Consider the following 24,454-nt stretch of genomic DNA (forward strand, 5'->3'; position numbering starts at 1 on the left):
TACTCATCTTCTCAACCTACAGCCGGAAAAGTCCGGTATCGATCCAATATTCATCCTCGAACCCCAACGTGTGCAGGCGCAACTGTACCTCGCCGGGTTTCATGCTGTCGCCTTCGGCATCCTCGACCTCGGTGACAGAAAACGCCTCGCGCATCGCTTCGCGGCGCAGCACGGTGTCAGAGGTTTCCACGTCGGGGTCACCGTCAAATTCGGTCCGCTCGAAGGTGACATTCAAGGGCGCGCGCCCCTGCGCCGATTGGGTCGCGAAATCCAGCCGATAGAGCGGGGTCGTCGTCCAGCGTTCCAGCGGCAATTGCCGCGCGCCCAGATGGATCGGCGTATACATCTTCACGCTGGCTTCTAGATCTTGCGCCGATTTGCCCGCGTCCAGATCGATCTCGGAGAACAACACCCGGTCCGCCAGAATCTGCCCCGATGTATCCATCTCGCCGATATAGCGGGCGGTGGAGCGCATGCGGAAGGCTCCGGTCATCACTTTGAAGTTGGGGATGCGCGCCTCGCTGAGCGCGATCAGCATGCCGCCCACCGCCACGGTGGATTTCGGATCGCCTATGCGCTGGGTCACCGGGTCGCGGAACGGGTACCAGCGCCCGGTCTTGTAGCTGTGCATCGGGATCAGCCGGTGCGGCGGTACCACCATCATTTCCTGCAGGATGGCCCGCACCGCAGGCAGACGCGAGGGGCGCCCGGTGATCAGCACCACATCAACGCCCAGATGGGCGATCACCTCGCCCATATTGCCCAGCGCCTTTTGCAGCACTTCGCGGGCGATGGCATCGACCTCGTCGCGGCTGAAGGACAGAACCACATCACGCAGATGGAAACCCTCGGCCCCAAGCGTGCGGGCGGGTTGTTCGATATAGTCGGTCAACACGTCCGGCAGGCTGGCATCGCCGTTGTCAGACAGCCGCAGGATATCGGCAATCGTCAGATCGAGCGGGGCAAACTCATCTGCGGTTTCACACGACTCCAGAATGGCCACCGCCAGCGGCATCAGCACCCGCAGCGCAAATTGCCGCCGTTTCTGGATGCTCTGCTGATCAAGGCCACCGGTATCACCCGCGAACAATTCGCGGATTTTCTCGGCGGCATAGCGCCCGCCCCCGGCCTCGATCGCTGATTGCAGACCCGGCAGGATGATCGAGGCGATGACCCGTTGCAGCAGTTCGTCACCGGCCACGCGGAACCCTTCGCGGAAGGTCTGGCGCGGATGCAGAACGCGCCCCGCCTCGCCCCAATAGGTGGTGACCATAAGGTCGGTGGTGCCGCCGCCAATGTCGATGGAGGCCAGCCGCAGCGACGGGGTCGGCTCGGCCCCGTCGGTCTGCGCGCGCTTGCGGCCCTTGAGCTCAAGAAACCGGTCGATACGGCCGTCGAATTTCTGGGTCAGCTCGGAGTAGAGATAGACAAGCTGGGTGCAACTGGCCTCGTCCCATTCCACGATCAACTCGGGCGGTTGCGAAATCGCGCTTTCACCCGAGCTCAGCCCCATCAGCGACCAGACCAGCGCCAGCGCGCCTTTGGCCTTGGACCGGATGATCGCCTGTTCCTGCGCAGTGGTTGCGGTGGGCAAGGTGAGGATGATCCGGTCAAGACGGCGCGGCAGTTCCGATTGCGCCCGTCGCGCCCGGCTGGCAGGCGCGTTCACCTGGATCAGAGCATGGGCGATGATCTCGGCCAGCATGAAGCCAAACAGCGAGGCGCGCGCGAAGCGGGGCCGGATCGCCGGGTTGGTCTGCGATTTGCCACGCGGGCGCAGGCGGGCCTTTTCATCGGCAGCGATCTGGTCCAGCACATCGCCGTTTTCGTTCAGAAACCGCATCCCCGCCCGCAGCGATTTGGGCAGGTTGTTGGGATCGGAGTGGTGATGAAACCGCCAATCCTGCTGCAGCGGCGTATCATCCCAGAGATACCGTTTGGGGCTGGAGAGCCCCGAGGCGGTCTCGGTCCCCTCTTCGCCCGCCACCAGCCGCAGCGCCTCGGGTCCGGTGCGCACGAAGCTGGGCCAGATGAAGGCGTTGCGCCGGCCTGAGCGGCTGGCGAAACGTTCGTCGCCCATGCGGAACTCGGAAAATTCGACCCGGCTTTCGAACAGGCCGGAATAGGTCCGCTCGGGCTGCGACAGATCACGGATCTCCAGCGGGTAGGACCGCGCCAGATCCAGCCGCGTCTCGCCGGGAAACCGTTCGATCAGGATGCCGCAGGTGCGCGAATTGCCCACATCCAGCACCAGTTCCACATCCACCGGGGTCATCCCCTCGCGCTGCGAAACGGTGTTGGCCAGCCGCAGACGCGGCACCGTTACCGCGTGATTGACCAGCCGCAGGAACGCCAGATAGCGGGCCCAGTGTTCGAACTTGTGCGGCAATGTGTCAGAGGTGATCCGCCTGCCGGGACGTTCGGCGCGTTTGAAGGCGATGAAGGCCTCTTCCAGCCAGTCGGACACCCATTTCTGCAGATCAAGCGCCTGCCCGTCGCCATCGCTGTCCAGCCGCCGCAGGAACCAGTCCATATGCGCGGGGTCGGACACAAAGCGGAACTCGCGGGATTTCTCGGCATCCGCGCGCTCCGGTGCCAGATAGCGATCCGCCTGCGCGGCCTCGATCAAGGCGGTGTCGATGGCCAGTTGCACGCGATGAGTATTGCCATCCTCACCCTCGGGGTTGTCCAGTTCCACCACCCGCATCCGCGCCCAGGTCGAGGGGCCGGGATCGAAACGTTCCTCGCCACCGGGGCCGCGATCGGTCTTGATGCGCAGCACCGGTACCGGCACCCATTTCGATAGGAACGGTTCCAACGCCGCCACCGGGCGCACCGAATAAGGGTCATCATCGTCGCGCGCGGCATCCTCGATCGCCTCATCGGTGTCAGCGTCGCCGGTGAGCGGCATCAACGCCCATTCCTCGTTGGCGTCATCGCCACCGACCCGACGTTCGATGAACCGCGCGTTCTTGACCTCGACCTGATCCAGACGGAACCCGAAATCGAGGATCTGCACGCCCGAATAGGGCACAAGCGTCACCTCGTCGCGCCAATCGACCAACCGGGCCAGATGTTCACTGCTTTGCATTCGCGTCTCTCAATTCGGGCCTCAGTTCGGCGCTTTGGGCACAGTGTAGGACGCATCCTCCAGCCCTGCCAAGCGCTTGATTTTCTGGATGAGATTTGGCAACAGCCCGCCTTCTTTCTCAGGCTGCGGTGCGGTGGGTTCTGCAGGGGCCTCGGCGGGCGCAATGGGCACCACCGGTTTGCAGGCACGGTCGGTCAGCGCGATCTCGTGCTGCAGGCGTGCGACCCGGTCGTTCAGCACCTGATATTCGGAATAGGCCGCCGACAGTTCGGCCGTATCCTCATGGCAATGGTCGGGGCCAAAGGGGCTCAAGCCGCAGGGGCGGATCATCAGGTAGAGGATCAGCCCCAGCAACGCCGCCAGCAGCAGCCAGCCCAGCAGGATCAGCCACCACCAGACCGGACTTGTCCAAACGCTGGCCACCGGGCCGGAATGCACCGTGCCGAGCGGTTGCGCGCGCGGCACCATCTTGGTCAGCACGCCACGCACCGCCATCCGCTCGCCGCTGACCCAGGCCCAGTGCACCAGTACCGGATGGGTGCCATCAGCGGTGCGGATCACGTGGATCATATCCTCTGACGGGATCTCAACCGCGTTGCGCAACGCCTCGCCCAGGCGGTGATCGTCCGAACCCGGCCCGGCATCCAGTGTCTCCGCCTCGGCCAGAATCGCGGCGATCCGCTCACCCAGCCGGGCCTTGAGCGCAGCTTGTTCCTCTGGCGCAAGGTCAGACAGGCGCATGGGCCGCCCCGCCATCGGCGCGTGCCAGTCGATGCGGTCGCCATGGGGCGTGCTGACCGGTTCGGCCAACAGATCGGCATACTCCGGTCCGAGCCGTTGCCGTAGCGCGCCGGTCACCAGCTCATAAGAACGCTGCGCCGCCGTGCCCAGCGGTTGCAGCCCTTCCGAGGTGGTGGTTGTGAGCAGCGCCTCAAACACCCGACATCACTCCTCAGCCGGGGCCGATTGGGCGAGTTGCGGGCGGACCTGTGGCGCGCAGGCCTCCTCGGTCAGGACCGGCTGTGCGGGTGTGCCCTGCAAAAACTCCAGCACATCCGGCATCGCCAGCGCATAGCTGCGGTTCTGCAGCGGCCCCTTGCGCACGAAGCTGTTGATCCCCACGACCCGCCCGCACATATCCACCAGCGGCCCGCCGGAATTGCCGGTGCTGAGCGGCGCGGAATGCATCAGGACATTGGTGTCCGGCGCCAGTTGCTGTTCGGTGTTCACGATCCCATCGGTGACGGTCAGCGCGGGCACCGCACTGGCGTCGCCGCGCATCAGCCCGGCGAAATCGAGGTCCAGTTCAAGAACATCTCCGGGAAAGCCCGCCGCAATCACGTTGCTCAGGCGCAGCGATGAGGGCGGCTGAAACAGGGTGAAGCCGGGCAGATCGCTCGCTTCGACCTGCAACAGAGCGAAATCGTCACCCGTCTCAGCCAGCGGCCCGGAGACCTTGACCACCGTGGCCGCCAATGGTTCAGGCAAGGCCTTGCCGATCACCACGACACGCGTCTCAGCGCCAAGGTCGATGACATGCTGGTTGGTCAGGATATGGCCATTGCCGATGGAAAACCCCGACCCCGCCGCAACGCCGGACGGGCCCTCGGCCAGAACCAGAACCGTGCGGTTGTCGAGATGGGTGACCAGATCATCGGGCTGGTCCGGCGCGTCGGGGTTGGGCACCAGAACCCGATCCGCCTTGTTGGGCAGCAGCGCGTCGGGCGCGGCTTCGGCCTGTTCGGGGAATGCGGTGCCCTCGGCGGGCGGCAGCAAGCCTTCGGGCGTCAGACCGCCGGGCAGGATCAGCACGCCATCAGCCCGGCAGACGGCACCGTCCAGCGCGGTTTCCAGCGAGGCGATGCGCTCGCGCAAGCTGGCGTTGAGCGCGTTTTGCGCATCAAGCGTCCCGGCTTCGGTGATGCGCGGCGGCTCTTTCGGCAGCAGTCTTGTGCCCGGTTGCAACAGCCAGAACAGCACCGCCGCAGCGATCAGCAGCAGCACGAGCAACGGCACCCAGGCCAGCGGCGACAGCCGTGCGCGGGGCGCGGGGTCTTCAACAGACGCCGGGGCTGCCGCCAGCGGCGCTGCCGCAACCGCGGGCGCGACCGTGGGTTTCGGGGCAGCCGTGGGCTGGCGCATGAAACGGCCCAGCGTGGCCTCAAAATGTGCAGGCCGCGCCGCCGCGCTGGCCCCACGCCCGTCGGGCATCAGGCCCCAGTTCACGATGAAGGGGCGGCCATCGGCCACCATCACATCCTCCGCCCCGTAAGTGGTCAGCGCCCCCCAGGCCAGATCGCTCTGGCCCGGGTCTTCCGCCAGCGTCCGCAAGGGGCGCAGATGATCCGACAGATAGGCGGAGATCCGGTCCTGCTCAGCGGGACTCAACCGGCTCAGCGGCTGCGCCTCGCCAGTGGCATCGGCATACCAGGCGACAGTTGGTGCCGCCTCGTCATTCCCGCGGCTGATCAGCGGTTCAGCAAACAGCCCGGCGACCTCGGGCCCGGCCCGTTCCGACAGCAGCGCCTGCAACTCGGCATGACGCTCCAGCACCGGCGCATCTGCGGCGCGCACGAAGTCATCCGGGGCCACGCGAATCTTGGACAGGAATTGATTGGCCATGAGGTTACCTCCGCGCCCGCCGCAGCGTAGCAGAGCTGCGGCCGTTGGTTTCCGGTTGATAGGTATCGCAATTCGCGTTGCCGCGATTGTCGATGCTGCAATTTATGTCGCGACGGAAAATGGACGAGCCATTGTCGCATTGCAGATTGCCCGGCTCGCGCATCGTCAGGCGGCCATTGCCGGGCAACCGCCCGGACAGACGCCCCTCGCAGCGAATCCCGCCGGTCGAGCGCATCACCTGCGTGCCATTGCCATTGCGGTCGAAACAGATGCGCCAATAGCGAAACCGTTCGATCTTGCCGGTGTTGATTTCGCGCACGGCGTAATCCGAGGACAGTTCCCAGCACCCCTCCATCACCGAGATATCCTTGTTGTCGAACGCGTCCGGGTCCAGCCCGCTGGGCGTCTTGGGTTTCGGCGGCGGCGGTGGCGGAGGGGGTGGCGGCGGAGGGGGCGGCGGTGGCGGATCAGCCTTGCAGTGATACAGCGCCAGCGCGTGTTCCAGCTGGTTCACACGCGCGACAAGATCGGCATTGGTGACATCACTCTGCGCCTGATCGGCGCGGATGCGCGCGACCTCGGGATCCTCGCAGAACGAGACCACGCGATCCGTAAACGGCAGCCGAACACCGCACGATTGCAGATGCAACGTGGCAGAGGCACCAATCAGGGCGACAAGCACAAAGGCGAAAGCCGCAACGAGAAACCGCATAATCACCCAGGCGCTCTTCCCTGTTGGGGTCCGATGCGCCTCCTAACCACTTTGGGCGAGTTTATGACGCAGGCTTCGCGGGCTGCAAGCCCCCGTCTTTGCACGTATCCGTGGGGTCGTGGGTTTCCGCCGGTTGGGCGGCGACATCGCGCAGGCTCAGTTCATCCGGTCCCTCGGGACCGCGCTGCTGATGGCTGGCGGCGCGGTCATGGACGGGTCAAAGAAACGATGCCCGGCGCGGCCACCATGTTTGGCGGCATAAAGGGCAAGGTCGGCCGCATGCAGCAGCTCGCCCGCCTCACCCCCGGCCTGCTGATCGGACAGCACCGTGCCCATGCTGCCAGAGATGCGACATTCCTCTCCGTTATAGCCGATCGGGGTTTCCAGACGTTCGATCAGCCGTTTGGCGATCGCGTCCAATTGTTTGCGGTCGCGCAGCTTGGGAAAGACGATCACGAATTCATCGCCGCCGACCCGCGCCACGGTATCATCGCTACGGGTCACATCCACCATGATGCGGGCCACTTCCTGCAGCACATGGTCGCCCGCCGCATGGCCCAGCGTGTCATTCACGGTCTTGAAGTAATCCAGATCCACATGCATCAGCGCAAAAGGCACCGACGCGGCCAGATAGCGCTGCAGGATCAGGTCCAGTGCGCGGCGATTCTTCAACCCGGTCAGTGTATCGGTGAAAGCCTGTTCCTCGGCTGCGATCTTGGCCCCTTGCAGCCTGACATTGAGATTGCGCGATGCCTCCATCGCGGCGGATTTGGCCTCGATCAGATACAGCAACTCGATCGCCAGATCGGTATGCGCGAAATCGGCGGCGCTGAGCCCATACGCGCCCACGGCATCCAACAGCGAAATACCGAAAGACATGTTCACCACCGCGCCCTCAGCCAACGGCGCCAGGCTGGCCTTGAACGACGTTTGCGGATCGTCGCGAAAGCGCAGATGCAGCCGCCCGTCGGGCGCGTCCAGCAACTCCTCCATCGACATGACGCGGCGCGGGCGCAAGACCTCGAACAGGTCCAGAAACCGCGCACCCACCACGCTGCAATCCGGGCGCAGCTTGCGGATGGTGCCGCCCGCCTCGATCACATGCCCCGTGGCATTCAGCATCAGATGCATGGGACATAACTGATCTAGCAATTCTGCAAGCTCTTCCTCGGTCATCCGGCACGCGCCCCCAATTCGAAACTGCGCCCTTCGGCGAATGAGCTTTCGATCAGGGTTATCTCGATAATCTCGGCACCACCGGTGGCCCCCTTGTGATCGAGAATCGCCAGCGCGCCGTAATCATCTGCCATGGTCCGCAACATGCCGGTCATGACATCGGCATAGCCCGGCAATCCCGGCTGGCAGGTCAGCGTGTAATGGCCAAGCGCATATTCCCGCAATTCCAGGGCAGGTAAGGTCAGATCGGACACGGCCATGCGGGCCCGGTCTGGCAAGTCATCCAGCGAATGCAGGAATTCGACATAGGTCACGCCACCAAAGCGCAACAGCCGCCGCAGGGATTCGGTGTTGGGGTTCGAGACCAGATAGGTCCCCAGATCCTCCAGCAGGTCGCGCCGGTTGCGGCCAAGATCGCGCACAATTTCGACCAGCACCTTGTCGGTCGTTTCGTTTTCATAGACCAGCATCGGTTCGAATTCGACGAACCCAAGCTCTGCGGCTTCGGTCACCCGGAGCCAGCACTCACGGCCATAATTGTGGCATATGAAGGATTGGATCGCCCTGTTTATCAGCCCATGCATGACCTCACCCTAATCTGCGTCGACACAGTGTCGCGCCAAAAGGATTAAAAAAGTCCCAACGCGACAGGGTGAATGAAAAAAATATTCGGGTCAGAAATCGGTGGGGGCACCACCTTCGGTCTTTCTGCGTGCAACGAAATCCGACAATTCCTCGCGGATGCCGGCATCCATCGGCGGGGCCTCGAACGCGCCGATGATCTCTTTGAACATGTGGTGCGCGCGTTCAGCAGTCCAGACCGCACCCGCCTCTTCCCAGGCCTCGAAATTGCGCCAGTCGCTCAGATAAGGCTGATAGAAGGCGGTGCTATAGCGGTCCTGCGTGTGCTGGATACCAAAGAAATGGCCGTCATTGCCGACCTCGCTGATCGCCTCCAACGCGATGTCCTCAGGTGTCGTTGCGGTTACAGAAGGTTCCATATACCGCTGAATATGCTGCAATATCTCGCAATCCATGATGAATTTCTCGGGGCTGGCGATCAGGCCGCCCTCCAGCCATCCGGCCGCGTGATAGACCATGTTGGTCCCCGACTGCACCGCCGCCCAGAGCGAGTTCGAGGTTTCCCACATCGCCTGCCCGTCGGGCACATTCGCAGCACAAACGCCCGAGGAGCGCATCGGCAAGCCATAGAACCGCGCCATCTGCCCGGTCATCTGGGTCGAGCGCATATATTCCGGCGTGCCAAAAGCAGGCGCTCCCGATTTCATGTCAACATTGGACGTGAAGGTCCCGATAACACAGGGAATTCCCGGCCTGACATATTGAAACAGTGCAATCGCGCACAGCGCCTCGGCCAGGGATTGCGCCACCGCGCCCGCCATGGTCACCGGCGCCATCGCACCGGCCAGTGTAAACGGTGTCACCACAATCGCCTGCCCGCGCCGCGCCAGCCGCAGGCAGCCATCGATCATCGGGTGGTCGTGTTTCAGCGGTGAGGTGGAGTTGATGTTGGTATACATACGCGGTGTGGCTTCGAACTCCTCATCGCTCAAGCCCCCGGCAATGCGCACCATCTCCATCACGTCCTCGACGCGTTCCTTGCCCAGCGAATAAGCGTGCATCACCTTGTCGCTGAGCGTCAGCTTGTCATAGAGCACATCCAGATGCCGGACCGAGGCGTGAATATCGACCGGTTCCACCGGATAGCCGCCCGCGAAGTGGATGCAGTTGAAATACTGCGTCAGCTTCAACAGGTTCCGGCATTGCTCGCGCGTGCCCGAGACCTTTTTACCAATCTCCATATCCCAGTAATTCGGCGGCGATGACACATTGCCGAACAGCATATTGTTGCCCCCGACGGGCAACTGGCGGTCGGGATTGCGCGGTGTGAGGGTGAACTGGCTGGGGGCCTTGCCGACCATCTCCATGACGAAATCGCGGCCCATCCGCACCACGTCGCCCTGAACCGAGCAACCCGCCTCGCGCAGGATGCCGAGCGCTTCTGCGTTCAGAAAGACCACTCCGATCTCTTCAAGGATTCGCATTGCGCCCTCGTGGATCGCCTGTACGCCTTCACCGTCCAGCGGCTCGACCGGGCGGTCGATATTGACCGGAATACGCCAGGGCATCTGCTCGATGACCGCCGATCCCCGCCGCGCGGCGGCACCGGCACGGCCTCCGCCTCTTTTTCTGCGTGTGGCGCCTCGCGTCATGGCACATCTCCCTTGGCTCCCTCAAAGGAAGCCTCAGATGTGCTGCGGACTGCCGCTCTATTGACGACGCGAAACGTCGCTTTTCAATCCTCTTCGACCGTATTCGTGGGCCCCAATGGATCAGAGCCCCAGCCAGGCGGGGATTTCGCCGACGTTCGCCAGCACCACATCCGCATAGGGCGCGAGCTCATCCGCAGGGGCCACACCGGTGAGCACGCCGACAGTCCGCATCCCCGCAGCGCGGCCTGCTTTCAAGTCATGCGTGCTATCGCCCACCATGGCGATATGTTCGGGCGCGACATCTATATGGGCGGCAAACGCCAGCAACTGACCGGGCTCGGGCTTGGCCCCATGGCCGCTGTCGTACCCGGCGATGAAATCGAACCGGTCCAGCACCCCCGCCGCGCCCAGATGCACGCGTGCGGGGGCCTCGGAATCGTTGGTGGCTATGCCCAGCCTGAGGCCATGGTTGCGCAAATTGTCGAGAAACGGGACCAGCGGCACCGCTTCGGTCTGCGGCGCCAGGGCGGCTTCGCGATTCAGCATGTCGGTTAGCCCGGGTTTGGTCATACCGGGGAGCGAGGGCGCGAGCATCTCGACCACCTCCGACGTCGTGCCCGCAATCACGATGCTGTCGGGATGGTAGCGACCGGCGTGCAGGTCAAAGCCGATCACCTCGCCCAGTTGCGCGGCGCGGTTGGGGTCACCCTCAGCCAGTTTCGTCAGGAGGGATCGAGCAAAAGCCTCCCAGGTGGCGGCGAAGTCGAACAGGGTTCCGTCCTTGTCAAACAGAATGGCGTCGATCTGCATGTAGTGCTCCGGTTTTGGTGGCTCAGGTCCAGTGCATCCCAGACTCGCCCGCCAGGGCGGCCCGGGCTTGCATCGGTTGGTCATAGGGGACAGCGCTGGCATCACAAAAGGCAACGATCCAGGCATCGTCCATCATCAGAAAATCCAGCACCGAGAGTAGAAATTCTGCGTCACCGGCGCTTGCGCGCAGTTGCGCCTCATCGGCGCCGGTTGATCCCAGAAAGATCGGCAGCAATTCGTCATTTCCGACCAGCCAGGTCAGCGCGCGCAGCGCCAGCGTCTCGGCTGCAGGGGCGGCAAAGGTCATCGAGCCTCCGGTCATTTCGACTGCGGAAAGAGATTCTTAACCAGTTTCTTAAACAAATCGGAAGGAATGAAAAGCACTTGTCGATGGGATGCGTCTATGCAGGGAACGATTTTGATACTGGACGGCGTGTCCACCAACCGGATCATGCTGAAGGTCCAGCTGTCGGCCGCATGGTATCACGTGGTCCAGGCCGCAACGCTTGAGGGGGTGATGCCGCTGATCCGCCGCACGCATCCCGACCTGATCATCTCGGCGATGGATCTGCCGGATGGTGATGCGCTGGGGTTGCACCGGATGCTGCAGGCCGAATGCGGCACCGCCAATATCCCGATGATCGCAATCGCGCGCCAGAATGATCGCGGCGCAAAACTGCGGGCGCTGGCGGCGGGCATCCACGACGTGCTGTGCCAGCCCTGCAATGACGTGATTTTGCTGGCCCGTATCCGAAGCCTGATCCGTATCCATGGCAATCTGGGCGAGTTGCAGCGCCAGTCCGCCTCGCAGGCGGTGGGATTTGACGAGGCGCCCAGCCTCTTCGCTCCGGCAGAGCGTTCCGCCTCGGTCGCGGTGATCGCGCAAAGCTGCGGCACCGGTGCGGTCTGGCGCACGCAACTGCGCGATCAGGTGGGTCACCGGCTTGATCTGGTTACCTGCAACGGGCTGCATGGCCTGCCCGACCAGGGTGTGCCGGATGCACTGATCGTGGAATTGTCCGAGGGCGCGGCGGGCCTGCGCCTGCTGGCCGATCTGCGCGCGCGGGGCCTGACCCGCAACGCCGCCGTTATCGCGGTGCCCAAGCAGCCCAGCACCCAGCGCGCGGCAACCGCGCTGGATCTGGGGGCCGATGACGTGGTGATGGGCGGGTTCTGCGCCCGCGAGGTTGCGCTGCGGCTCGAGACTCTGCTGCACCGCAAGGCCCGCGCAGACCGGTATCGCGACAGTGTGCAAGCCGGGCTGCGGGCGGCGACGCGCGATTCGATGACCGGGCTGTATAATCGGCGCTATGCCCTGCCCGCCCTGGGCCGTTTGCTGCGCACACCCGGGACACCGGATGCGGGATTTGCGGTGATGATGGTCGATCTCGATCACTTCAAGACGATCAACGACACTTATGGACATGCGGCAGGCGACGCGGTGCTGATCGAGACCGCCCGCCGCCTGCGCGGCAACCTGCGTACGCAGGACCTGATTGCCCGGATCGGGGGCGAGGAATTCATGGTCGCCCTGCCCAACACGCCCCGTGAGGATGCGGACCGGGTCGCGGCGCGCTTGTGCCGGGAAATCAACGGGCAGCCTTTCAAGCTGGGTGCGGGCACCGCCCCCATCCAGGTCACGGCCAGCATCGGTGTCGTCGTGGGCGAGCCCGAGAACACGGCATCGGGACAAAGTGACATCGACCGCCTGATCGCGCAGGCCGACAAGGCGCTGTATGACGCCAAACATGCGGGCCGAAACTGCTACATGCTGCAACGGGCCGCCTGAACCTATTTCTTGCCACCCTTGTGGCGCTTGCGCTGTGCCAGCTCTTCCAGACGGTCCGCATAGACCTGCCGCTCGGCATCATCCATGGTCAGGACCTGCGCGATCCAGGCGGTCTGCATCGCCATGAACATCGCGCTGCGGGCTTTGGCCTGTTGGCCGATCACCTCGCGCAGCGCCTGCGGGTCGAACGGCTCGGCATTCAGTACGGTGATCACTGCCTTCAGGTCAACCTCCTTGGCACCGCGCCGGGCCTTGTGAACAGCGCGCGTCTGCGTGCGCAGCGCCTTGCGGTCGTCATCAGGCAAGGCCCGATACAACATCGACCCCACCGTTTTGGGCATCGGGCGCTTGTGATCATGGCCGCCAAAGCGCAGCATCGCGCCCACGGCCAGCCCCGCAACCGCCAGGTTCAACGCCAGCGAGACCCCCAGAAGCAGTTTGACCCAGGTCCGTGTTCTGTAGACAGTTTCGGCCATTTATCCCTCCTCCAGCGTGACATCATTGAAGGCAAAGCTCTGGAACAGCTCCAGATCCTCTTCCTGCTGGAACACCAGCCCGGCGGGGTCCGGCAGGAACTCCGGCGGGGCCAGACCGATCCAGACCCCCGCCGCACTTGCCGCAACAAGGCCACCCATCCCGGCCCAGCCACCCAGCAAGGACTGCACCTGATGCCACAGGCCCGGGCGCGACCGGACCGGTTCGGCAGGGGCCAGATGGTCCTGCTGAATGCGGTCGGCATCCGCCGTCATCCGCGCGGCCAGACCGGCGGGCATGTCATCCCGCGTCTCGCGTGCTGCGGCAAAGAGTGCCTCCAGATCCTTGTCAGTCTCAGTCATCGCCATATCCCAATTCCGCACGCCGGTCGGCCAAGGCCCTGGCAAGTGCTCTTTTGCCCCGGGCGGTCAGACTTTCGACCGCCTCGACGCTGATGTCCATGATCCCCGCAATCTCGGGGTTCGACAGCTCTTCGATGTGGCGCAGCACCACCGCCTCGCGCTGCCGGTCGGGCAGCTGCATCAGCGCGGCCTGCAACGCGTCATGCCGGGCCGCGTCCTGCAACCGGTCCGCCGGGCCCGGTGCGCTGTCTTCGGGTTCGGGCACCGCGTCAATATCCAGCGGGGTCTTGCGGCGCTTGATGTCGAGACAGAGGTTCAGCGTCACCCGATAAAGCCAGGTCGACACCTTGGCCTGCCCCTGTTGCCAGTCCGGGGCCATGCGCCAGAGCCGGATCATCGCCTCTTGTGCCACATCCTCGGCCTCGGCCCGGTTGCCCAGCACCCGCAGCGCGACCGCATAGGTCCGGGGGCCGAGCCGATCGGTCAGCTCGGCCGCCGCCTGCCTGTCGCCTTTGGCGAACATCACAAGCAGGGTATCGTCGCTGAGCCCGGTCACGGTCGAAACGTCACCGGGCACAACCGATGATATCACCGGCAGGTCTTCCACACGGATCAGTTCTGTTGCGCGTCGCCGTGCTTGTGCTTGCCGTGTTTCCTGCCCATCTTCTGGCGCGCATCCGCGAATTCCTGCTGCGAGATGGTGCCATCGTCATTGGCGTCCATCCGGTCGAACATCTTGGCCGGATCGCGCCGTTTCGGCAGTTCGTCCTGGCTGAGTTGACCATCGCCGTTGGCGTCGCGACGTTCAAGCATCTTCGCCGCCTTCTCATTGGCTTTCGCCTGCCCTGCGGCCTGCAACTCTTCGAGGCTCAGCGTGCCGCTGCCATCGGTGTCGACCGAGGTAAAGCGCTGCTCCTGCCAGGCCTGTACCTCTTCGATGGTGACCTGACCGTTGCCATCGGCGTCCAGCGTTTCGAAGTCGACGCCCTTGCCCGGCCCCTTTGCCATTGCACTGCTCGCGGCAATTGCGGTCGCCAGAACAACAACCCCACCGATAAAGCCTGCATGTTTCATCCTGATCTTCCTTTTCTTGCGCGGCGGCCCGCTGCCGCCGATCATGTAGATCAAACGGCGCGCTCTTCGGAATCCGTCGCGGCAAGCAAAATCTTTTCCTGGCCTTTCAGGCGCGAAAGATGCGGGCGGTGATCACCTTTTGCGACAAGGGGCCGCAAACGCCCTTTCCCCCCTTTTCCGCCGGGCTATTTCCGTGCAAAAGGGCGCGTGACTTGCATGAGGGTGCCATGACCGATCAGGCCGTCGAAACACAACACATCTCAGATCGTCCCACCTGGCCCGCGCTGGCCAAGGGGTTCCGGCGCAAATGCCCGCGCTGTGGCAAGGGGCCGTTGCTGTTCAACTATCTCAAGGTGCATGATACCTGCGGCGACTGCGGTCAGGAATTCTTTCACCACCGCGCCGATGACGGGCCCGCCTATCTGACCATTCTGCTGGTCGGTCACCTGATGGCGCCGGCGCTGCACGTGACCTTCGTGCAATGGCGGCCGGAACCTCTGACGCTGTTTCTGATTTTTGCGGTTGGTTGCCTGGCGCTCTCGCTCTATCTTCTGCCCAGACTGAAGGGCGCGGTTGTCGCCTATCAATGGGCGCGGCGCATGCACGGTTTCGGGCAGGCGGACTGAGCCTCCGATACAGGCTGGGGCATGAGCGAAGACAAGTCAGCAATCCGGAACGCCGCGACCGTCATCGTCTTGCGGGATCGTGAGACGCATCCATCGGTGCTGATGGGGCAGCGCGGGGCCAAGGCGGCTTTCATGCCCAACAAGTTCGTCTTTCCCGGCGGTGCGGTGGATGCGGCGGACCGCGAGATCGCACTGGCTTCGCCCCTGCCCGCGCTGTGCCGGGACCGTCTGACGGAAGATGTCGCCGAAGATATCGGCAACGCGCTTGCAGTCGCCGCGATCCGTGAATTGTGGGAGGAAACCGGACTGGTTCTGGGAGAGCCCGGCGCGTGGGACGGACCCGTACCCGACGATTGGCAGGGCTATGCGGAAACCGGGTATCTGCCCTCGGCGCGCGGCCTGCAATTCGTCTTTCGCGCCATCACGCCGCCGGGCCGCCCGCGCCGCTTTGATGCGCGGTTCTTTCTGATCGATGCCGCCCATATCATGGGTGATCCCGACGATTTCTCGCGCGCCTCGGACGAGCTGTCGCATCTGCAATGGATCCCGCTGAGCGAGGTGCGCACCTTCGATCTGCCCTTCATCACCGAAGTGGTGCTGGCCGAGATCACCGAGCGGGCGCGGGACATGACCCCGCCCGCCTCGGTTCCGTTCTTTCGCAATGATGACGAGCAGAGCCTGTTCCTGCGTCTGCGCGGCCACCAGATGACCGGTGACTGAACCGGTCAGCGCATCCGGCTGACCACCACCGTGACCTCGGGTTTGCGACCGATCTCATTGAGGGCACTCTGCCGGGTGATGCGTCGCAGCGCCTCTTCCAGCTTGTCATCGTCGCGCAGGGTCTTCTTGTCGGCGCGCATCAGGAACTGGTTCAGGTCTTCTTCCAGCACCTCGATCAGTGCCGCGCGCGAATTGCCGGTCTCGGGCAGACCCTTGGTGTCGCACCAGGGCTCGCCCAGCGGCTCGTCCTGCTCATCGAGAATGGCGGTGACCGTCACATGGCCGTTCAGCGCCATGCGAATACGGTCACGCACCACCCCGTCGAGCGCTCCGATCTGGACGCTGCCATCGAGATAAGTGCGCCCCGTTTCGATATAGTCGGCAACCTTGGGCGCATTGCCGCTGAGGTCCAGCATCATGCCGTTGACCGCAACGATCCCGGGGCGGCCTGCGGCCTCGGCCAGTTTCGCATGCTCGCGCAGGTGGCGATGCTCGCCATGCATCGGGATCACCATCTGCGGATCGACGATCTGATGCACCCGTTCCAGATCGGGCCGGTTGGCATGACCCGAAACGTGATAAAGCCCAGAGCTGTCATCGACCACATCCACCCCCATCTCGCTGAGCTGGTTCATGATGCGGATCACGCCCTTTTCATTGCCCGGGATGGTCTTGGACGAGAACAGGAACAGATCGCCCTCGGCCAGAGACAACCCGCGATACTTGCCGCGCGCCAGTTGGGCACTGGCGGCTCGGCGTTCGCCCTGGCTGCCGGTCACGATCAGCATCAGGTTGCCGCGCGGCACATCCTGCGCCTCTTCCGGGCTGATCACCTTGGGAAAATCGCTGAGCACGCCGGTCTCGATCGCCGCCTCGATCATCCGCCGCATGGCCCGGCCCAGCAGCACGACAGATCGCCCTGCCCGCGCGCCTGCCTCGGCCAGTGTTTTCACCCGCGCCACGTTCGAGGCAAAGGTGGTCGCAACCACCATGCCCGAGGCCCCGGCGACCAGTTTGGTGATCTCCGGCCCCACTTCGGATTCGGAGCGGCCTGGATGGGACGAGAAGACATTGGTGCTGTCGCAGACCAGCGCCTTGACGCCTGACTTCGCCACCTCAGCCCACAGATCGGGGTCAAACGCCTCACCCACCACCGGCTCTGCATCAAGCTTGAAATCGCCCGAATGCACGATCCGCCCGGCAGGCGTGTCGATCACCAGCCCCGCGCTTTCGGGAACCGAATGCGACACCGGCAGGAAACCCACCGTGAACGGCCCGGCCTCGATCTGTTCGGGCCAGGCAGAGACGGTGCGCACGGCCTCTGGCGGGTGGCCGCGTTCCTCCATCTTGCGGCGTGCGATATTGGCGGTGAAGGCGCGGGCATAGACCGGCACGTTCAGCGACGCATAGTTCAGCGAGACCGCACCCACATGATCCTCATGGGCATGGGTGACAAAAATCGCCTCAAGCCGGTCGGCGCGTTCCTTCAGCCAGGTGAGATCGGCAAAGATCAGGTCGACGCCCGGCGTCGTGTCCATATCGGGAAACGCCACGCCCAGATCAACAAGGATCAGCCGTTCCTTGCCCGGCGCGCCGTAACCATACACATAGGCGTTCATGCCTATCTCGCCCGCCCCACCAAGGGGCAGGTAAATCAAACGTTCATTGCTCATTGAGAGCCATTTTCCTTGTTATAGCGATGGATCACGGTCAATCCGTGCATCGTCAGATCATCTTCGAATATGTCGAACAACTGGGCGGATTGCTGGAACAACGGTGCCAGCCCCCCGGTTCCGACAATTTTCATTGGGGCGCCGTATTCGCCCCGGATTCGTTCGCAGACCTCACGCACCAGACCGACATAGCCCCAGAACACGCCGGACTGAATGCACTCCACAGTGTTGGTGCCGATCACCTTCTGCGGTTTCGAGATATCCACATGCGGCAGGGCTGCCGCCGCCAGATGCAGCGCCTCAAGGCTCAGGTTGACGCCAGGGGAAATCACACCGCCCACATAAGCGCCGTCATGCGCCACCACGTCGAACGTGGTCGCGGTGCCGAAATCCACCACGATCAGATCTCCGCCATGGCGGTCAAAAGCCCCGGCGGTGTTGACCAGCCGGTCAGGCCCGACCTGTGTCCCTTCATCCACGCGAGGAGGAAAGGGCAGCAGACAATCGGGCTTACCCACCACCAGTGGGCGGCACCCAAAAAACCGATCCGCGAAGACGCGCAGGTTGAACACCACGCGCGGAACGGTCGAAGATATCACCACATCGGTGATTTCCGCTTCGATCCCGTAATGTTTCACCAGCGTGGCATACCAGGTGAAATAGGCATCCGCCGTGCGGGAATGGTGGGTCGAGGTCCGCAGAGTGCAGAGGAATTCCCGCCCGTCCCAGATCGAGAACACGGTATTGGTATTGCCGCAATCAATCGCCAGTAGCATGCGCCTTGGTCCTCAGAAATAGATATCCGCCGCCGGAATGCTGACGCGGCCTTTGGCGGTCAATAAGACAAGATTGCCCTGCCCGTCCACCGTCTCGAAGGTGCCGACCGTCTCACTGGTGGAGGTCCGCGCAGTGATCACTTCGCCCAACCGCGCCGCACGGGCCAGCCAGGCCTGCCGGATCGGCTCGAACCCGTAACTCTGGAACTGCGTTTCATAGCGGGCATAAGCCGCGGCCAGTTCGGTCAGGAAATCCTCGGGCGCGACCAGCGCTCCGGTCTCCGAAAGCAGCGAGACCGGGCGCACCGCACCGGCCTCGACCTGCGCGGCGCTGGGGGCTTCGGCCAGGTTCACACCGATGCCGATGGCCAGATAGCTGACGCCCTGGCCCTGTCCGGCGCTTTCCAACAGGATGCCCGCCAGCTTGCCGCCGTTGAGCAGCACGTCATTGGGCCATTTCAGCGCCAGCCCATCCGCCCGCCCGGTCACCGCAACACAGGCATCAAACAGCGCAAGCGCGGCGATAAAGCTGCGCAGCGCCGCGTTCTCGGTGGTGCCGAAGGGACGCATCACCAGGGTGGCGGCCAGGTTGCCGGATGGGTTCGCCCAGGCCCGCCCGCGACGCCCGCGCGCGGCGGTCTGGCGGTGGGCCAGAATCCATTCCGGCCCGGTCAGCGATGGTGCAATCCTTGCGGCCTCGTTCAGGGTGCTGTCGACTTCGTTCAGCACCCGCTTGCCATAGGTTTCGGGCCAGATGCTCATGGCAAAAAGGCCCGGTTCAGCAACCGGGCCCCTTTCGATTGTTGTGATCCGCGATCAGTTGACAAGGGTCGCCGCCGCCGCTGCCGCAGCACCTTCGACGCCGAACTGGTAGAACACGCCGACGATCATCAGCGCTGCCGAGGCCATTAACGCGCCCCACAGAACGGGCGAGGAATTGGTGTCGAGCTGGTCCTCGTTCTCGGCCCCGAAATACATGTAGAACACGATGCGCAGGTAATAGAACGCGCCAATCACCGAGGCGATGGCCGAGGCCACGACAAGGCCGAACAGATCAGCCGAGATACCGGCCTGCCAGACCCCGAACTTGGCAAAGAAACCCAGCATCGGCGGCACGCCCGCAAGGCTGAACATCAGGATCATGACCGCCAGCGCCTTGGCCGGTTCGCGGCGCGAATACTGGCGCAGCGCGTCGATATCGGTGACCGGCTGACCGTCACGCTCCATCATCAGAATGAAAGCAAAGGTGCCGACATTCATCGTCACATAGATCGCCAGATACATCAGCATCGCCTTGATGCCCATCTCGGTCCCGGCGGCGAGACCGATCAGACCATATCCCATATGGGCGATCGAGGAAAACGCCATCAGCCGCTTGATATTGCGCTGCCCGATCGCGGCAATGCCGCCGAGGAACATCGACAGCACCGAAAGCAGCACGATCACCTGCTGCCAGTCGCTGACCGCCGCCCCGAAGGCATCATGCATCACGCGGGCAAACAACGCCATTGCCGCAACCTTGGGCGCGGTGGCGAAAAAGGCGGTGATCGGCGTGGGCGAGCCTTCGTAGACATCCGGCGTCCACATGTGGAACGGCACCGCCGAGACCTTGAAGGCCAGACCCGAGATCAGGAAGATCAGGCCAAAGAGCATGCCCAGCGACATCTCGCCATGGGTAGCGGTCTGGATGATGCCGGTGAAGAGCGTGGTCCCCGAGAAACCATAGACCAGCGACGCGCCATAGAGTAGCAGACCCGAGCTGAGCGCCCCCAGCACAAAGTATTTCAGACCGGCCTCGGTCGATTTCGCACTGTCCCTGCGCAGGGCGGCCACCACATAGAGCGCGAGCGATTGCAGCTCGAGCCCCATATAAAGTGACATCAGATCGCCGGCACTGACCATCATCATCATGCCCACGGCGGCGAGCGCGATCAGCAGCGGGTATTCGAACCGCAACAATCCCCGGCGCGACATGTAGTCCTGGCTCATCACCAGGATCACCGCCGCCGACAGCAGCACAGCAACCTTGGCAAAGCGGGCAAAGCCGTCATTGATGAACATGCCGTTGAAGGCCACCTGCGTGACATTGGGCTGCGAAGCGATCCAGATCGCCAGCACGGCCATCAGCCCGGCGGTGGACCAGACCAGCAGCGGCCCCAGCCCGTCCTTGCGCGTATAGACAGCCCCGATCAGCGCCGCCATCGCGTAGATGGACAGCACAATCTCGGGCAGGATTACGGTCAGATCAGCCTGGATCATCTCCGGCTCCCTCAGTTCGATGCGTGCTGGGTGGCGGCCTCGGCCGCGGCCAGCGCCGTGTCATAATTCGAGATCAGCGCCGTCGTCGACGGGCCGATGATGTCGGTCACCAGCGACGGGTAGACCCCCAGCAGCAAGGTCATCACGATCAGCGGTGCAAAGATCAGCCGCTCGCGCGAATTCATGTCGCGGATCGATTTCAGGCTTTCCTTGATCAGGTCGCCAAAGACCACCCGGCGATAGAGCCAGAGCGCATAAGCCGCCGAAAAGATCACGCCGGAGGCAGCCACAGCCGTCACCCAGGTGTTGACCTGGAAGGCCCCCATCAGGGTCAGGAATTCCCCGATGAACCCGCTGGTGCCCGGCAGACCCACATTGGCCATGGTGAACAGCATGAAGACCAGCGCATAAGCCGGCATCCGGTTCACCAGCCCGCCATAAGCCTCGATATCGCGGGTGTGCATCCGGTCATAGATCACACCCACGCAAAGGAAGAGCGCAGCCGAGATAAAACCGTGGCTGAGCATCTGGAAGATCGCGCCATCGACGCCCTGCTGGTTCGCCGCAAAGATGCCCATGGTCACAAAGCCCATATGCGCGACCGAGGAATAGGCGATCAGCTTTTTCATGTCTTCCTGCACCAGCGCCACCAGCGACGTGTAGACCACCGCGATGGCCGACATCCACAGAACCAGCGGAGTCATCACTTCGGACCCGACCGGGAACATCGGCAGGCTGAACCGCAGGAAGCCGTAACCGCCCATTTTCAGCAGGATCGCGGCCAGCACAACCGAGCCTGCGGTAGGCGCCTGCACGTGAGCATCGGGCAGCCAGGTATGGACCGGCCACATGGGCATCTTGACCGCAAAGCTGGCAAAGAACGCCAGGAACATCAGCGTCTGCATGCCGCCAACGATATAAACCCCCAGCACACTGAAGCTTTCAGACGAGAACTGATGCCCCATCAGCGCGGCGATGTCCGTGGTCTGCGCCTCGGCATACATTGCCACCATCGCCACCAGCATCAGCACCGAGCCGAGGAACGTGTAGAGGAAGAACTTGAAGCTGGCATAGATCCGTTCCTTGCCGCCCCAGATGCCGATGATCAGGAACATCGGGATCAGGCCCGCCTCGAAGAACAGATAGAACAGCACCAGATCCAGCGCCATGAACACGCCCAGCATCAGCGTTTCCAGCATCAGGAAGGCGATCATATAGTCCTTGACGCGGTCGGTCACATTCCAGCTTGCCAGAATGGTCAGCGGCATGATGAAGGTGGTCAGCAGCACGAACAGCACGCTGATCCCGTCCACACCCACCTTGTATTTCAGCCCCATCAGCCATGCGCGTTCTTCCACCATCTGAAAGCCGGTGTTTTCGGGATCAAAGCCGGTATAAACGCCGATGGACACCAGAAAGGTGATGGTCGTTGCGAACAGCGCCACCATCTTGGCATTGCGCTGCGCAGCGGCGTCTTCTCCGCGCAGGAAAACAGCCAGGATAAGCGCGGCGATCGCCGGGATGACGAGAACAATGGAAAGAATATTGTCCATCAGTGCGCCCCTCCGCCGATCGACATCCAGGTGACAAGGGCGGCAATGCCCAGCACCATGTAGAACGCATAGGTGAAGATGTACCCGGACTGCGCCTTGCCCGCGAGCCGGGTAAAGAACGGCACCACGCCCATCGCGACCCCGTTCAGGAAGCCGTCGATTGTGTTGCCGTCACCGCGCCTCCACAGGAAGCGACCCAGCGCCAGCGTGGGACGCACGAAAATCGCGTCATAGATCTCGTCGAAATACCACTTGTTCAGCAGGAACAGGTAGAGCGGGCGCTGGTTTTCGGCCAGCCGTCCGGGCAGCGACGGGTTCACGATGTAGAAGAGATAGGCCAGCAGGAAACCCAACGCCATCGCCACAAAGGGTGAGACCTTGACCCATTTCGGTGAAGCATGGGCATCATCGAGCACGTGATTGTCCGGTGCGATATAGATCGCGCCCTGACCGGGTTCACCGGCGAAGACATAGTGATGGTCACCGCCATGGGCAGCGTCGCCGGTTTTGCTATCGCCATGAGCGTCGTCGGCATGGGTCGCGTCCTCGGCGTGCGCATCGCCCTCTGCGGTGTCGTGATGCTCTTCGGCGGTGCCATCGGCAACATGCGCGGCATGGGTATCCGCGTCATGCCCCTCGCCATGTTCCGAGGCCTCGGCCACCGGGATACCATAAAACTTGCCCACCTTGTCGGCATGCCCGAAGAACGCGCCATACCAGAGCATCCCGGCAAAGATCGCGCCGAGGCTCAGCACACCCAGCGGCACCAGCATGGTCATCGGGCTTTCATGGGCGTGGTCATGGGTGTGCTTGTTGCCCCGCGCCTCGCCAAAGAAGGTCAGGAAAATCAGCCGCCAGCTATAGAAGGCCGTAAAGGCCGCCGCGATGACCAGCGACCAGAAGGCAAAGCCAGTGCCACCGGCCCAGGCGCTCTCGATGATCGCGTCTTTCGACAGGAACCCGGCAAAGCCGATACCGGTCAGCGGAATGCCGACCCCGGTGATCGCCAGCGTGCCAAACATCATGCCCCAATAGGTATAGGGGATCTTCTTGCGCAGCCCGCCATAGTTCATCATGTCCTGCTCATGATGCATGGCATGGATGACCGAGCCCGCGCCAAGAAACAGCAGCGCCTTGAAGAACGCATGGGTCAGCAGGTGGAACATCGCCGCTGAATACATGCCCACGCCTGCGGCCACGAACATGTAGCCCAGTTGCGAGCAGGTGGAATAGGCGATGACGCGCTTGATGTCGGTCTGCACCAGACCGATCGTGGCGGCAAAAAACGCCGTGGCCGCGCCAAGGAAGGTGATGAAGGCGGTGGCATTGGGCGCAAATTCCATCAGCGGCGACATGCGACAGACAAGGAACACGCCCGCCGTCACCATCGTCGCCGCGTGGATCAGCGCCGACACGGGCGTCGGGCCTTCCATCGCGTCCGGCAGCCAGGTGTGCAGGATCAACTGCGCCGACTTGCCCATGGCTCCGATGAAGAGCAGCACGCAGATCACCTCGATCGCCGACCATTCACCCCAGAGGAAACTCAGCTGAGTCTCGGCCAGTTTGGGCCCGGAAACGAAGACATCCGAGAAATTGATGCTGTCGACCAGAAAGAACAGCGCGAAGATGCCCAGCGCAAAGCCGAAATCGCCCACCCGGTTGACCACAAACGCCTTGATCGCAGCGGCATTGGCGGAAGGCTTGCGGTAATAGAAGCCGATCAGAAGGTAGGAGGCGACGCCCACGCCCTCCCAGCCAAAGAACATCTGCACCAGATTGTCCGAGGTCACCAGCGCCAGCATCGAGAAGGTGAAGAAGCTGAGGTAGGCAAAGAAGCGCGGCTTATAGCTTTCGCCCTCGCGGAAGGCCGGATCGTGATCCATGTAGCCAAAGGAATAGAGATGCACGAGCGCCGAGACGGTGGTGACCACGATCAGCATGATCGCCGTCAGCCGATCTAGCCTTATCGCCCATTCGGTGGAAAGCGACCCGCTTTCGATAAACCGCATAACCGGAATCTGCTGCGTCACCCCGTCAAATGTGAAGAAGATGATCCAGCTGAGGATGCACGCCAGGAACAACAGCCCCGTCGCCGTCCACATCGCCGCCTTTTCGCCGATGAACTTCCAGCCAAACCCGCACAGGATGGCCCCCACCAGCGGGGCAAAGAGGATTGTGGTTTCCATGAGTTCCTCAGCCCTTCATTACATTGACGTCTTCAACGGCAATACTGCCGCGGTTGCGGAAGAAACAGACCAGAATGGCGAGGCCAATGGCCGCCTCGGCAGCGGCCACGGTCAGCACAAATAGCGTGAACACCTGCCCCACCAGATCGCCCAGAAAGCTGGAAAACGCCACAAGGTTGATATTCACCGCCAAGAGCATCAGTTCGATGCTCATCAGCAGGATGATCACGTTCTTGCGGTTCAGGAAGAGACCGAAGATGCCGATGACGAAGAGCGTCGCCGCAACCGTCAGGTAATGTTCAAGTCCGATCATGTGT

23 protein-coding genes are annotated in these 24,454 nt (G+C 63.0%); 3 read left to right on the forward strand and 20 right to left on the reverse strand.

Annotation, left to right across the window (positions count from 1 at the left end; all coding sequences use genetic code 11):
- Positions 1–16: 16 nt before the first annotated feature.
- The 9 genes from M3P21_RS10410 to M3P21_RS10450 all read right to left on the reverse strand — a co-directional run bounded on the left by M3P21_RS10410 (position 17) and on the right by M3P21_RS10450 (position 10,952).
- Positions 17–3,091, reverse strand: coding sequence for a virulence factor SrfB (locus tag M3P21_RS10410; protein ID WP_249709878.1), 3,075 nt, complete (start codon positions 3,089–3,091; stop codon positions 17–19).
- 21 nt (positions 3,092–3,112) lie between these two features.
- Positions 3,113–4,030 carry a hypothetical protein gene (locus M3P21_RS10415; protein WP_249709879.1) on the reverse strand — a complete coding sequence of 306 codons (918 nt, stop codon included), beginning with the start codon at positions 4,028–4,030 and terminating at the stop codon, positions 3,113–3,115.
- Between the two features lie 6 nt (positions 4,031–4,036).
- The gene (locus tag M3P21_RS10420) at positions 4,037–5,713 is read right to left on the reverse strand and encodes a S1C family serine protease (RefSeq protein ID WP_249709881.1); all 1,677 of its coding nucleotides are present in this window, start codon (positions 5,711–5,713) and stop codon (positions 4,037–4,039) included.
- Between the two features lie 4 nt (positions 5,714–5,717).
- Positions 5,718–6,425: a hypothetical protein gene (locus M3P21_RS10425; RefSeq protein ID WP_249709882.1), complete on the reverse strand. Its 708-nt coding sequence runs from the start codon at positions 6,423–6,425 to the stop codon at positions 5,718–5,720.
- Positions 6,426–6,581: 156 nt separating this feature from the next.
- Positions 6,582–7,601, reverse strand: coding sequence for a GGDEF domain-containing protein (locus M3P21_RS10430; protein ID WP_249709883.1), 1,020 nt, complete (start codon positions 7,599–7,601; stop codon positions 6,582–6,584).
- On the reverse strand, positions 7,598–8,185 hold the full coding sequence (locus M3P21_RS10435) for a heme NO-binding domain-containing protein (RefSeq protein ID WP_249709884.1): 588 nt from the start codon (positions 8,183–8,185) through the stop codon (positions 7,598–7,600). The genes M3P21_RS10430 and M3P21_RS10435 overlap by 4 nt, the downstream gene beginning before the upstream one ends.
- Before the next feature lie 90 nt (positions 8,186–8,275).
- Positions 8,276–9,835: a trimethylamine methyltransferase family protein gene (locus M3P21_RS10440; RefSeq protein ID WP_249709885.1), complete on the reverse strand. Its 1,560-nt coding sequence runs from the start codon at positions 9,833–9,835 to the stop codon at positions 8,276–8,278.
- Positions 9,836–9,955: 120 nt separating this feature from the next.
- Positions 9,956–10,645 (reverse strand): HAD family hydrolase, encoded by a 690-nt coding sequence (locus M3P21_RS10445; RefSeq protein ID WP_249709886.1) that lies wholly within the window; start codon positions 10,643–10,645, stop codon positions 9,956–9,958.
- 22 nt (positions 10,646–10,667) lie between these two features.
- Positions 10,668–10,952 carry a DUF3572 domain-containing protein gene (locus M3P21_RS10450; protein ID WP_249709887.1) on the reverse strand — a complete coding sequence of 95 codons (285 nt, stop codon included), beginning with the start codon at positions 10,950–10,952 and terminating at the stop codon, positions 10,668–10,670.
- A gap of 96 nt (positions 10,953–11,048) precedes the next feature.
- Here M3P21_RS10450 and M3P21_RS10455 point away from each other — a divergent pair, with 96 nt between their 5' ends.
- Positions 11,049–12,434, forward strand: a complete 1,386-nt coding sequence (locus M3P21_RS10455; RefSeq protein WP_283780924.1) for a diguanylate cyclase domain-containing protein — start codon at positions 11,049–11,051, stop codon at positions 12,432–12,434.
- A 2-nt stretch (positions 12,435–12,436) separates the two neighbouring features.
- Here the strand turns inward: M3P21_RS10455 and M3P21_RS10460 are convergent, their stop codons facing one another.
- The 4 genes from M3P21_RS10460 to M3P21_RS10475 are packed head-to-tail and all read right to left on the reverse strand — an operon-like array spanning position 12,437 to position 14,344.
- Positions 12,437–12,910 (reverse strand): periplasmic heavy metal sensor, encoded by a 474-nt coding sequence (locus M3P21_RS10460; protein ID WP_249709888.1) that lies wholly within the window; start codon positions 12,908–12,910, stop codon positions 12,437–12,439.
- Entirely contained in the window at positions 12,911–13,270 is a 360-nt protein-coding gene (locus M3P21_RS10465; protein WP_249709889.1) for a hypothetical protein, read from the reverse strand.
- A complete protein-coding gene (locus M3P21_RS10470) occupies positions 13,263–13,862 on the reverse strand; it encodes an RNA polymerase sigma factor (protein WP_308445945.1) in 600 nt (199 codons plus the stop codon). The genes M3P21_RS10465 and M3P21_RS10470 overlap by 8 nt, the downstream gene beginning before the upstream one ends.
- Before the next feature lie 20 nt (positions 13,863–13,882).
- A complete protein-coding gene (locus M3P21_RS10475) occupies positions 13,883–14,344 on the reverse strand; it encodes an EF-hand domain-containing protein (protein WP_249709891.1) in 462 nt (153 codons plus the stop codon).
- 227 nt (positions 14,345–14,571) lie between these two features.
- On the opposite strand from M3P21_RS10475, the gene M3P21_RS10480 reads away from it, so the two are divergent.
- Entirely contained in the window at positions 14,572–14,970 is a 399-nt protein-coding gene (locus M3P21_RS10480) for a DUF983 domain-containing protein (protein WP_249709893.1), read from the forward strand.
- Positions 14,971–14,991: 21 nt separating this feature from the next.
- The gene (locus M3P21_RS10485; protein WP_249709894.1) at positions 14,992–15,690 is read left to right on the forward strand and encodes an NUDIX hydrolase; all 699 of its coding nucleotides are present in this window, start codon (positions 14,992–14,994) and stop codon (positions 15,688–15,690) included.
- A gap of 5 nt (positions 15,691–15,695) precedes the next feature.
- Here the strand turns inward: M3P21_RS10485 and M3P21_RS10490 are convergent, their stop codons facing one another.
- The 7 genes from M3P21_RS10490 to nuoK are packed head-to-tail and all read right to left on the reverse strand — an operon-like array spanning position 15,696 to position 24,450.
- The gene (locus M3P21_RS10490; protein ID WP_249709895.1) at positions 15,696–17,363 is read right to left on the reverse strand and encodes a ribonuclease J; all 1,668 of its coding nucleotides are present in this window, start codon (positions 17,361–17,363) and stop codon (positions 15,696–15,698) included.
- Positions 17,360–18,139, reverse strand: coding sequence for a type III pantothenate kinase (locus M3P21_RS10495; protein ID WP_249709897.1), 780 nt, complete (start codon positions 18,137–18,139; stop codon positions 17,360–17,362). Before M3P21_RS10495 ends, M3P21_RS10490 begins: the two co-directional genes overlap by 4 nt.
- A 12-nt stretch (positions 18,140–18,151) precedes the next feature.
- Complete coding sequence (locus M3P21_RS10500) at positions 18,152–18,901, reverse strand: biotin--[acetyl-CoA-carboxylase] ligase (protein WP_249709899.1); 750 nt, start codon at positions 18,899–18,901, stop codon at positions 18,152–18,154.
- A gap of 54 nt (positions 18,902–18,955) precedes the next feature.
- The gene (gene nuoN / locus M3P21_RS10505; protein ID WP_249709900.1) at positions 18,956–20,398 is read right to left on the reverse strand and encodes an NADH-quinone oxidoreductase subunit NuoN; all 1,443 of its coding nucleotides are present in this window, start codon (positions 20,396–20,398) and stop codon (positions 18,956–18,958) included.
- A gap of 11 nt (positions 20,399–20,409) precedes the next feature.
- Positions 20,410–21,951, reverse strand: coding sequence for an NADH-quinone oxidoreductase subunit M (locus M3P21_RS10510; protein ID WP_249709902.1), 1,542 nt, complete (start codon positions 21,949–21,951; stop codon positions 20,410–20,412).
- On the reverse strand, positions 21,951–24,137 hold the full coding sequence (gene nuoL, locus M3P21_RS10515; RefSeq protein ID WP_249709904.1) for an NADH-quinone oxidoreductase subunit L: 2,187 nt from the start codon (positions 24,135–24,137) through the stop codon (positions 21,951–21,953). Before nuoL ends, M3P21_RS10510 begins: the two co-directional genes overlap by 1 nt.
- 7 nt (positions 24,138–24,144) lie before the next feature.
- The gene (nuoK, locus tag M3P21_RS10520) at positions 24,145–24,450 is read right to left on the reverse strand and encodes an NADH-quinone oxidoreductase subunit NuoK (RefSeq protein ID WP_024090650.1); all 306 of its coding nucleotides are present in this window, start codon (positions 24,448–24,450) and stop codon (positions 24,145–24,147) included.
- Positions 24,451–24,454 lie beyond the last annotated feature (4 nt).

Origin of the sequence: Ruegeria spongiae (assembly GCF_023502395.1) — a bacterium.
GTDB lineage: Bacteria > Pseudomonadota > Alphaproteobacteria > Rhodobacterales > Rhodobacteraceae > Ruegeria_C > Ruegeria_C spongiae.

Coding starts and splice junctions, on each gene's coding strand:
- M3P21_RS10475 (WP_249709891.1), bottom strand. CDS start 14,344: ATGAAACATGCAGGCTTTATCGGTGGGGTTGTTGTTCTGGCGACCGCA.
- M3P21_RS10485 (WP_249709894.1), top strand. CDS start 14,992: ATGAGCGAAGACAAGTCAGCAATCCGGAACGCCGCGACCGTCATCGTC.
- M3P21_RS10495 (WP_249709897.1), bottom strand. CDS start 18,139: ATGCTACTGGCGATTGATTGCGGCAATACCAATACCGTGTTCTCGATC.
- M3P21_RS10435 (WP_249709884.1), bottom strand. CDS start 8,185: ATGCATGGGCTGATAAACAGGGCGATCCAATCCTTCATATGCCACAAT.
- M3P21_RS10455 (WP_283780924.1), top strand. CDS start 11,049: ATGCAGGGAACGATTTTGATACTGGACGGCGTGTCCACCAACCGGATC.
- M3P21_RS10445 (WP_249709886.1), bottom strand. CDS start 10,645: ATGCAGATCGACGCCATTCTGTTTGACAAGGACGGAACCCTGTTCGAC.
- M3P21_RS10425 (WP_249709882.1), bottom strand. CDS start 6,425: ATGCGGTTTCTCGTTGCGGCTTTCGCCTTTGTGCTTGTCGCCCTGATT.
- nuoK (WP_024090650.1), bottom strand. CDS start 24,450: ATGATCGGACTTGAACATTACCTGACGGTTGCGGCGACGCTCTTCGTC.
- M3P21_RS10420 (WP_249709881.1), bottom strand. CDS start 5,713: ATGGCCAATCAATTCCTGTCCAAGATTCGCGTGGCCCCGGATGACTTC.
- M3P21_RS10490 (WP_249709895.1), bottom strand. CDS start 17,363: ATGAGCAATGAACGTTTGATTTACCTGCCCCTTGGTGGGGCGGGCGAG.
- M3P21_RS10510 (WP_249709902.1), bottom strand. CDS start 21,951: ATGGACAATATTCTTTCCATTGTTCTCGTCATCCCGGCGATCGCCGCG.
- M3P21_RS10410 (WP_249709878.1), bottom strand. CDS start 3,091: ATGCAAAGCAGTGAACATCTGGCCCGGTTGGTCGATTGGCGCGACGAG.
- M3P21_RS10500 (WP_249709899.1), bottom strand. CDS start 18,901: ATGAGCATCTGGCCCGAAACCTATGGCAAGCGGGTGCTGAACGAAGTC.
- M3P21_RS10460 (WP_249709888.1), bottom strand. CDS start 12,910: ATGGCCGAAACTGTCTACAGAACACGGACCTGGGTCAAACTGCTTCTG.
- nuoL (WP_249709904.1), bottom strand. CDS start 24,137: ATGGAAACCACAATCCTCTTTGCCCCGCTGGTGGGGGCCATCCTGTGC.
- M3P21_RS10450 (WP_249709887.1), bottom strand. CDS start 10,952: ATGACCTTTGCCGCCCCTGCAGCCGAGACGCTGGCGCTGCGCGCGCTG.
- nuoN (WP_249709900.1), bottom strand. CDS start 20,398: ATGATCCAGGCTGATCTGACCGTAATCCTGCCCGAGATTGTGCTGTCC.
- M3P21_RS10440 (WP_249709885.1), bottom strand. CDS start 9,835: ATGACGCGAGGCGCCACACGCAGAAAAAGAGGCGGAGGCCGTGCCGGT.
- M3P21_RS10465 (WP_249709889.1), bottom strand. CDS start 13,270: ATGACTGAGACTGACAAGGATCTGGAGGCACTCTTTGCCGCAGCACGC.
- M3P21_RS10430 (WP_249709883.1), bottom strand. CDS start 7,601: ATGACCGAGGAAGAGCTTGCAGAATTGCTAGATCAGTTATGTCCCATG.
- M3P21_RS10480 (WP_249709893.1), top strand. CDS start 14,572: ATGACCGATCAGGCCGTCGAAACACAACACATCTCAGATCGTCCCACC.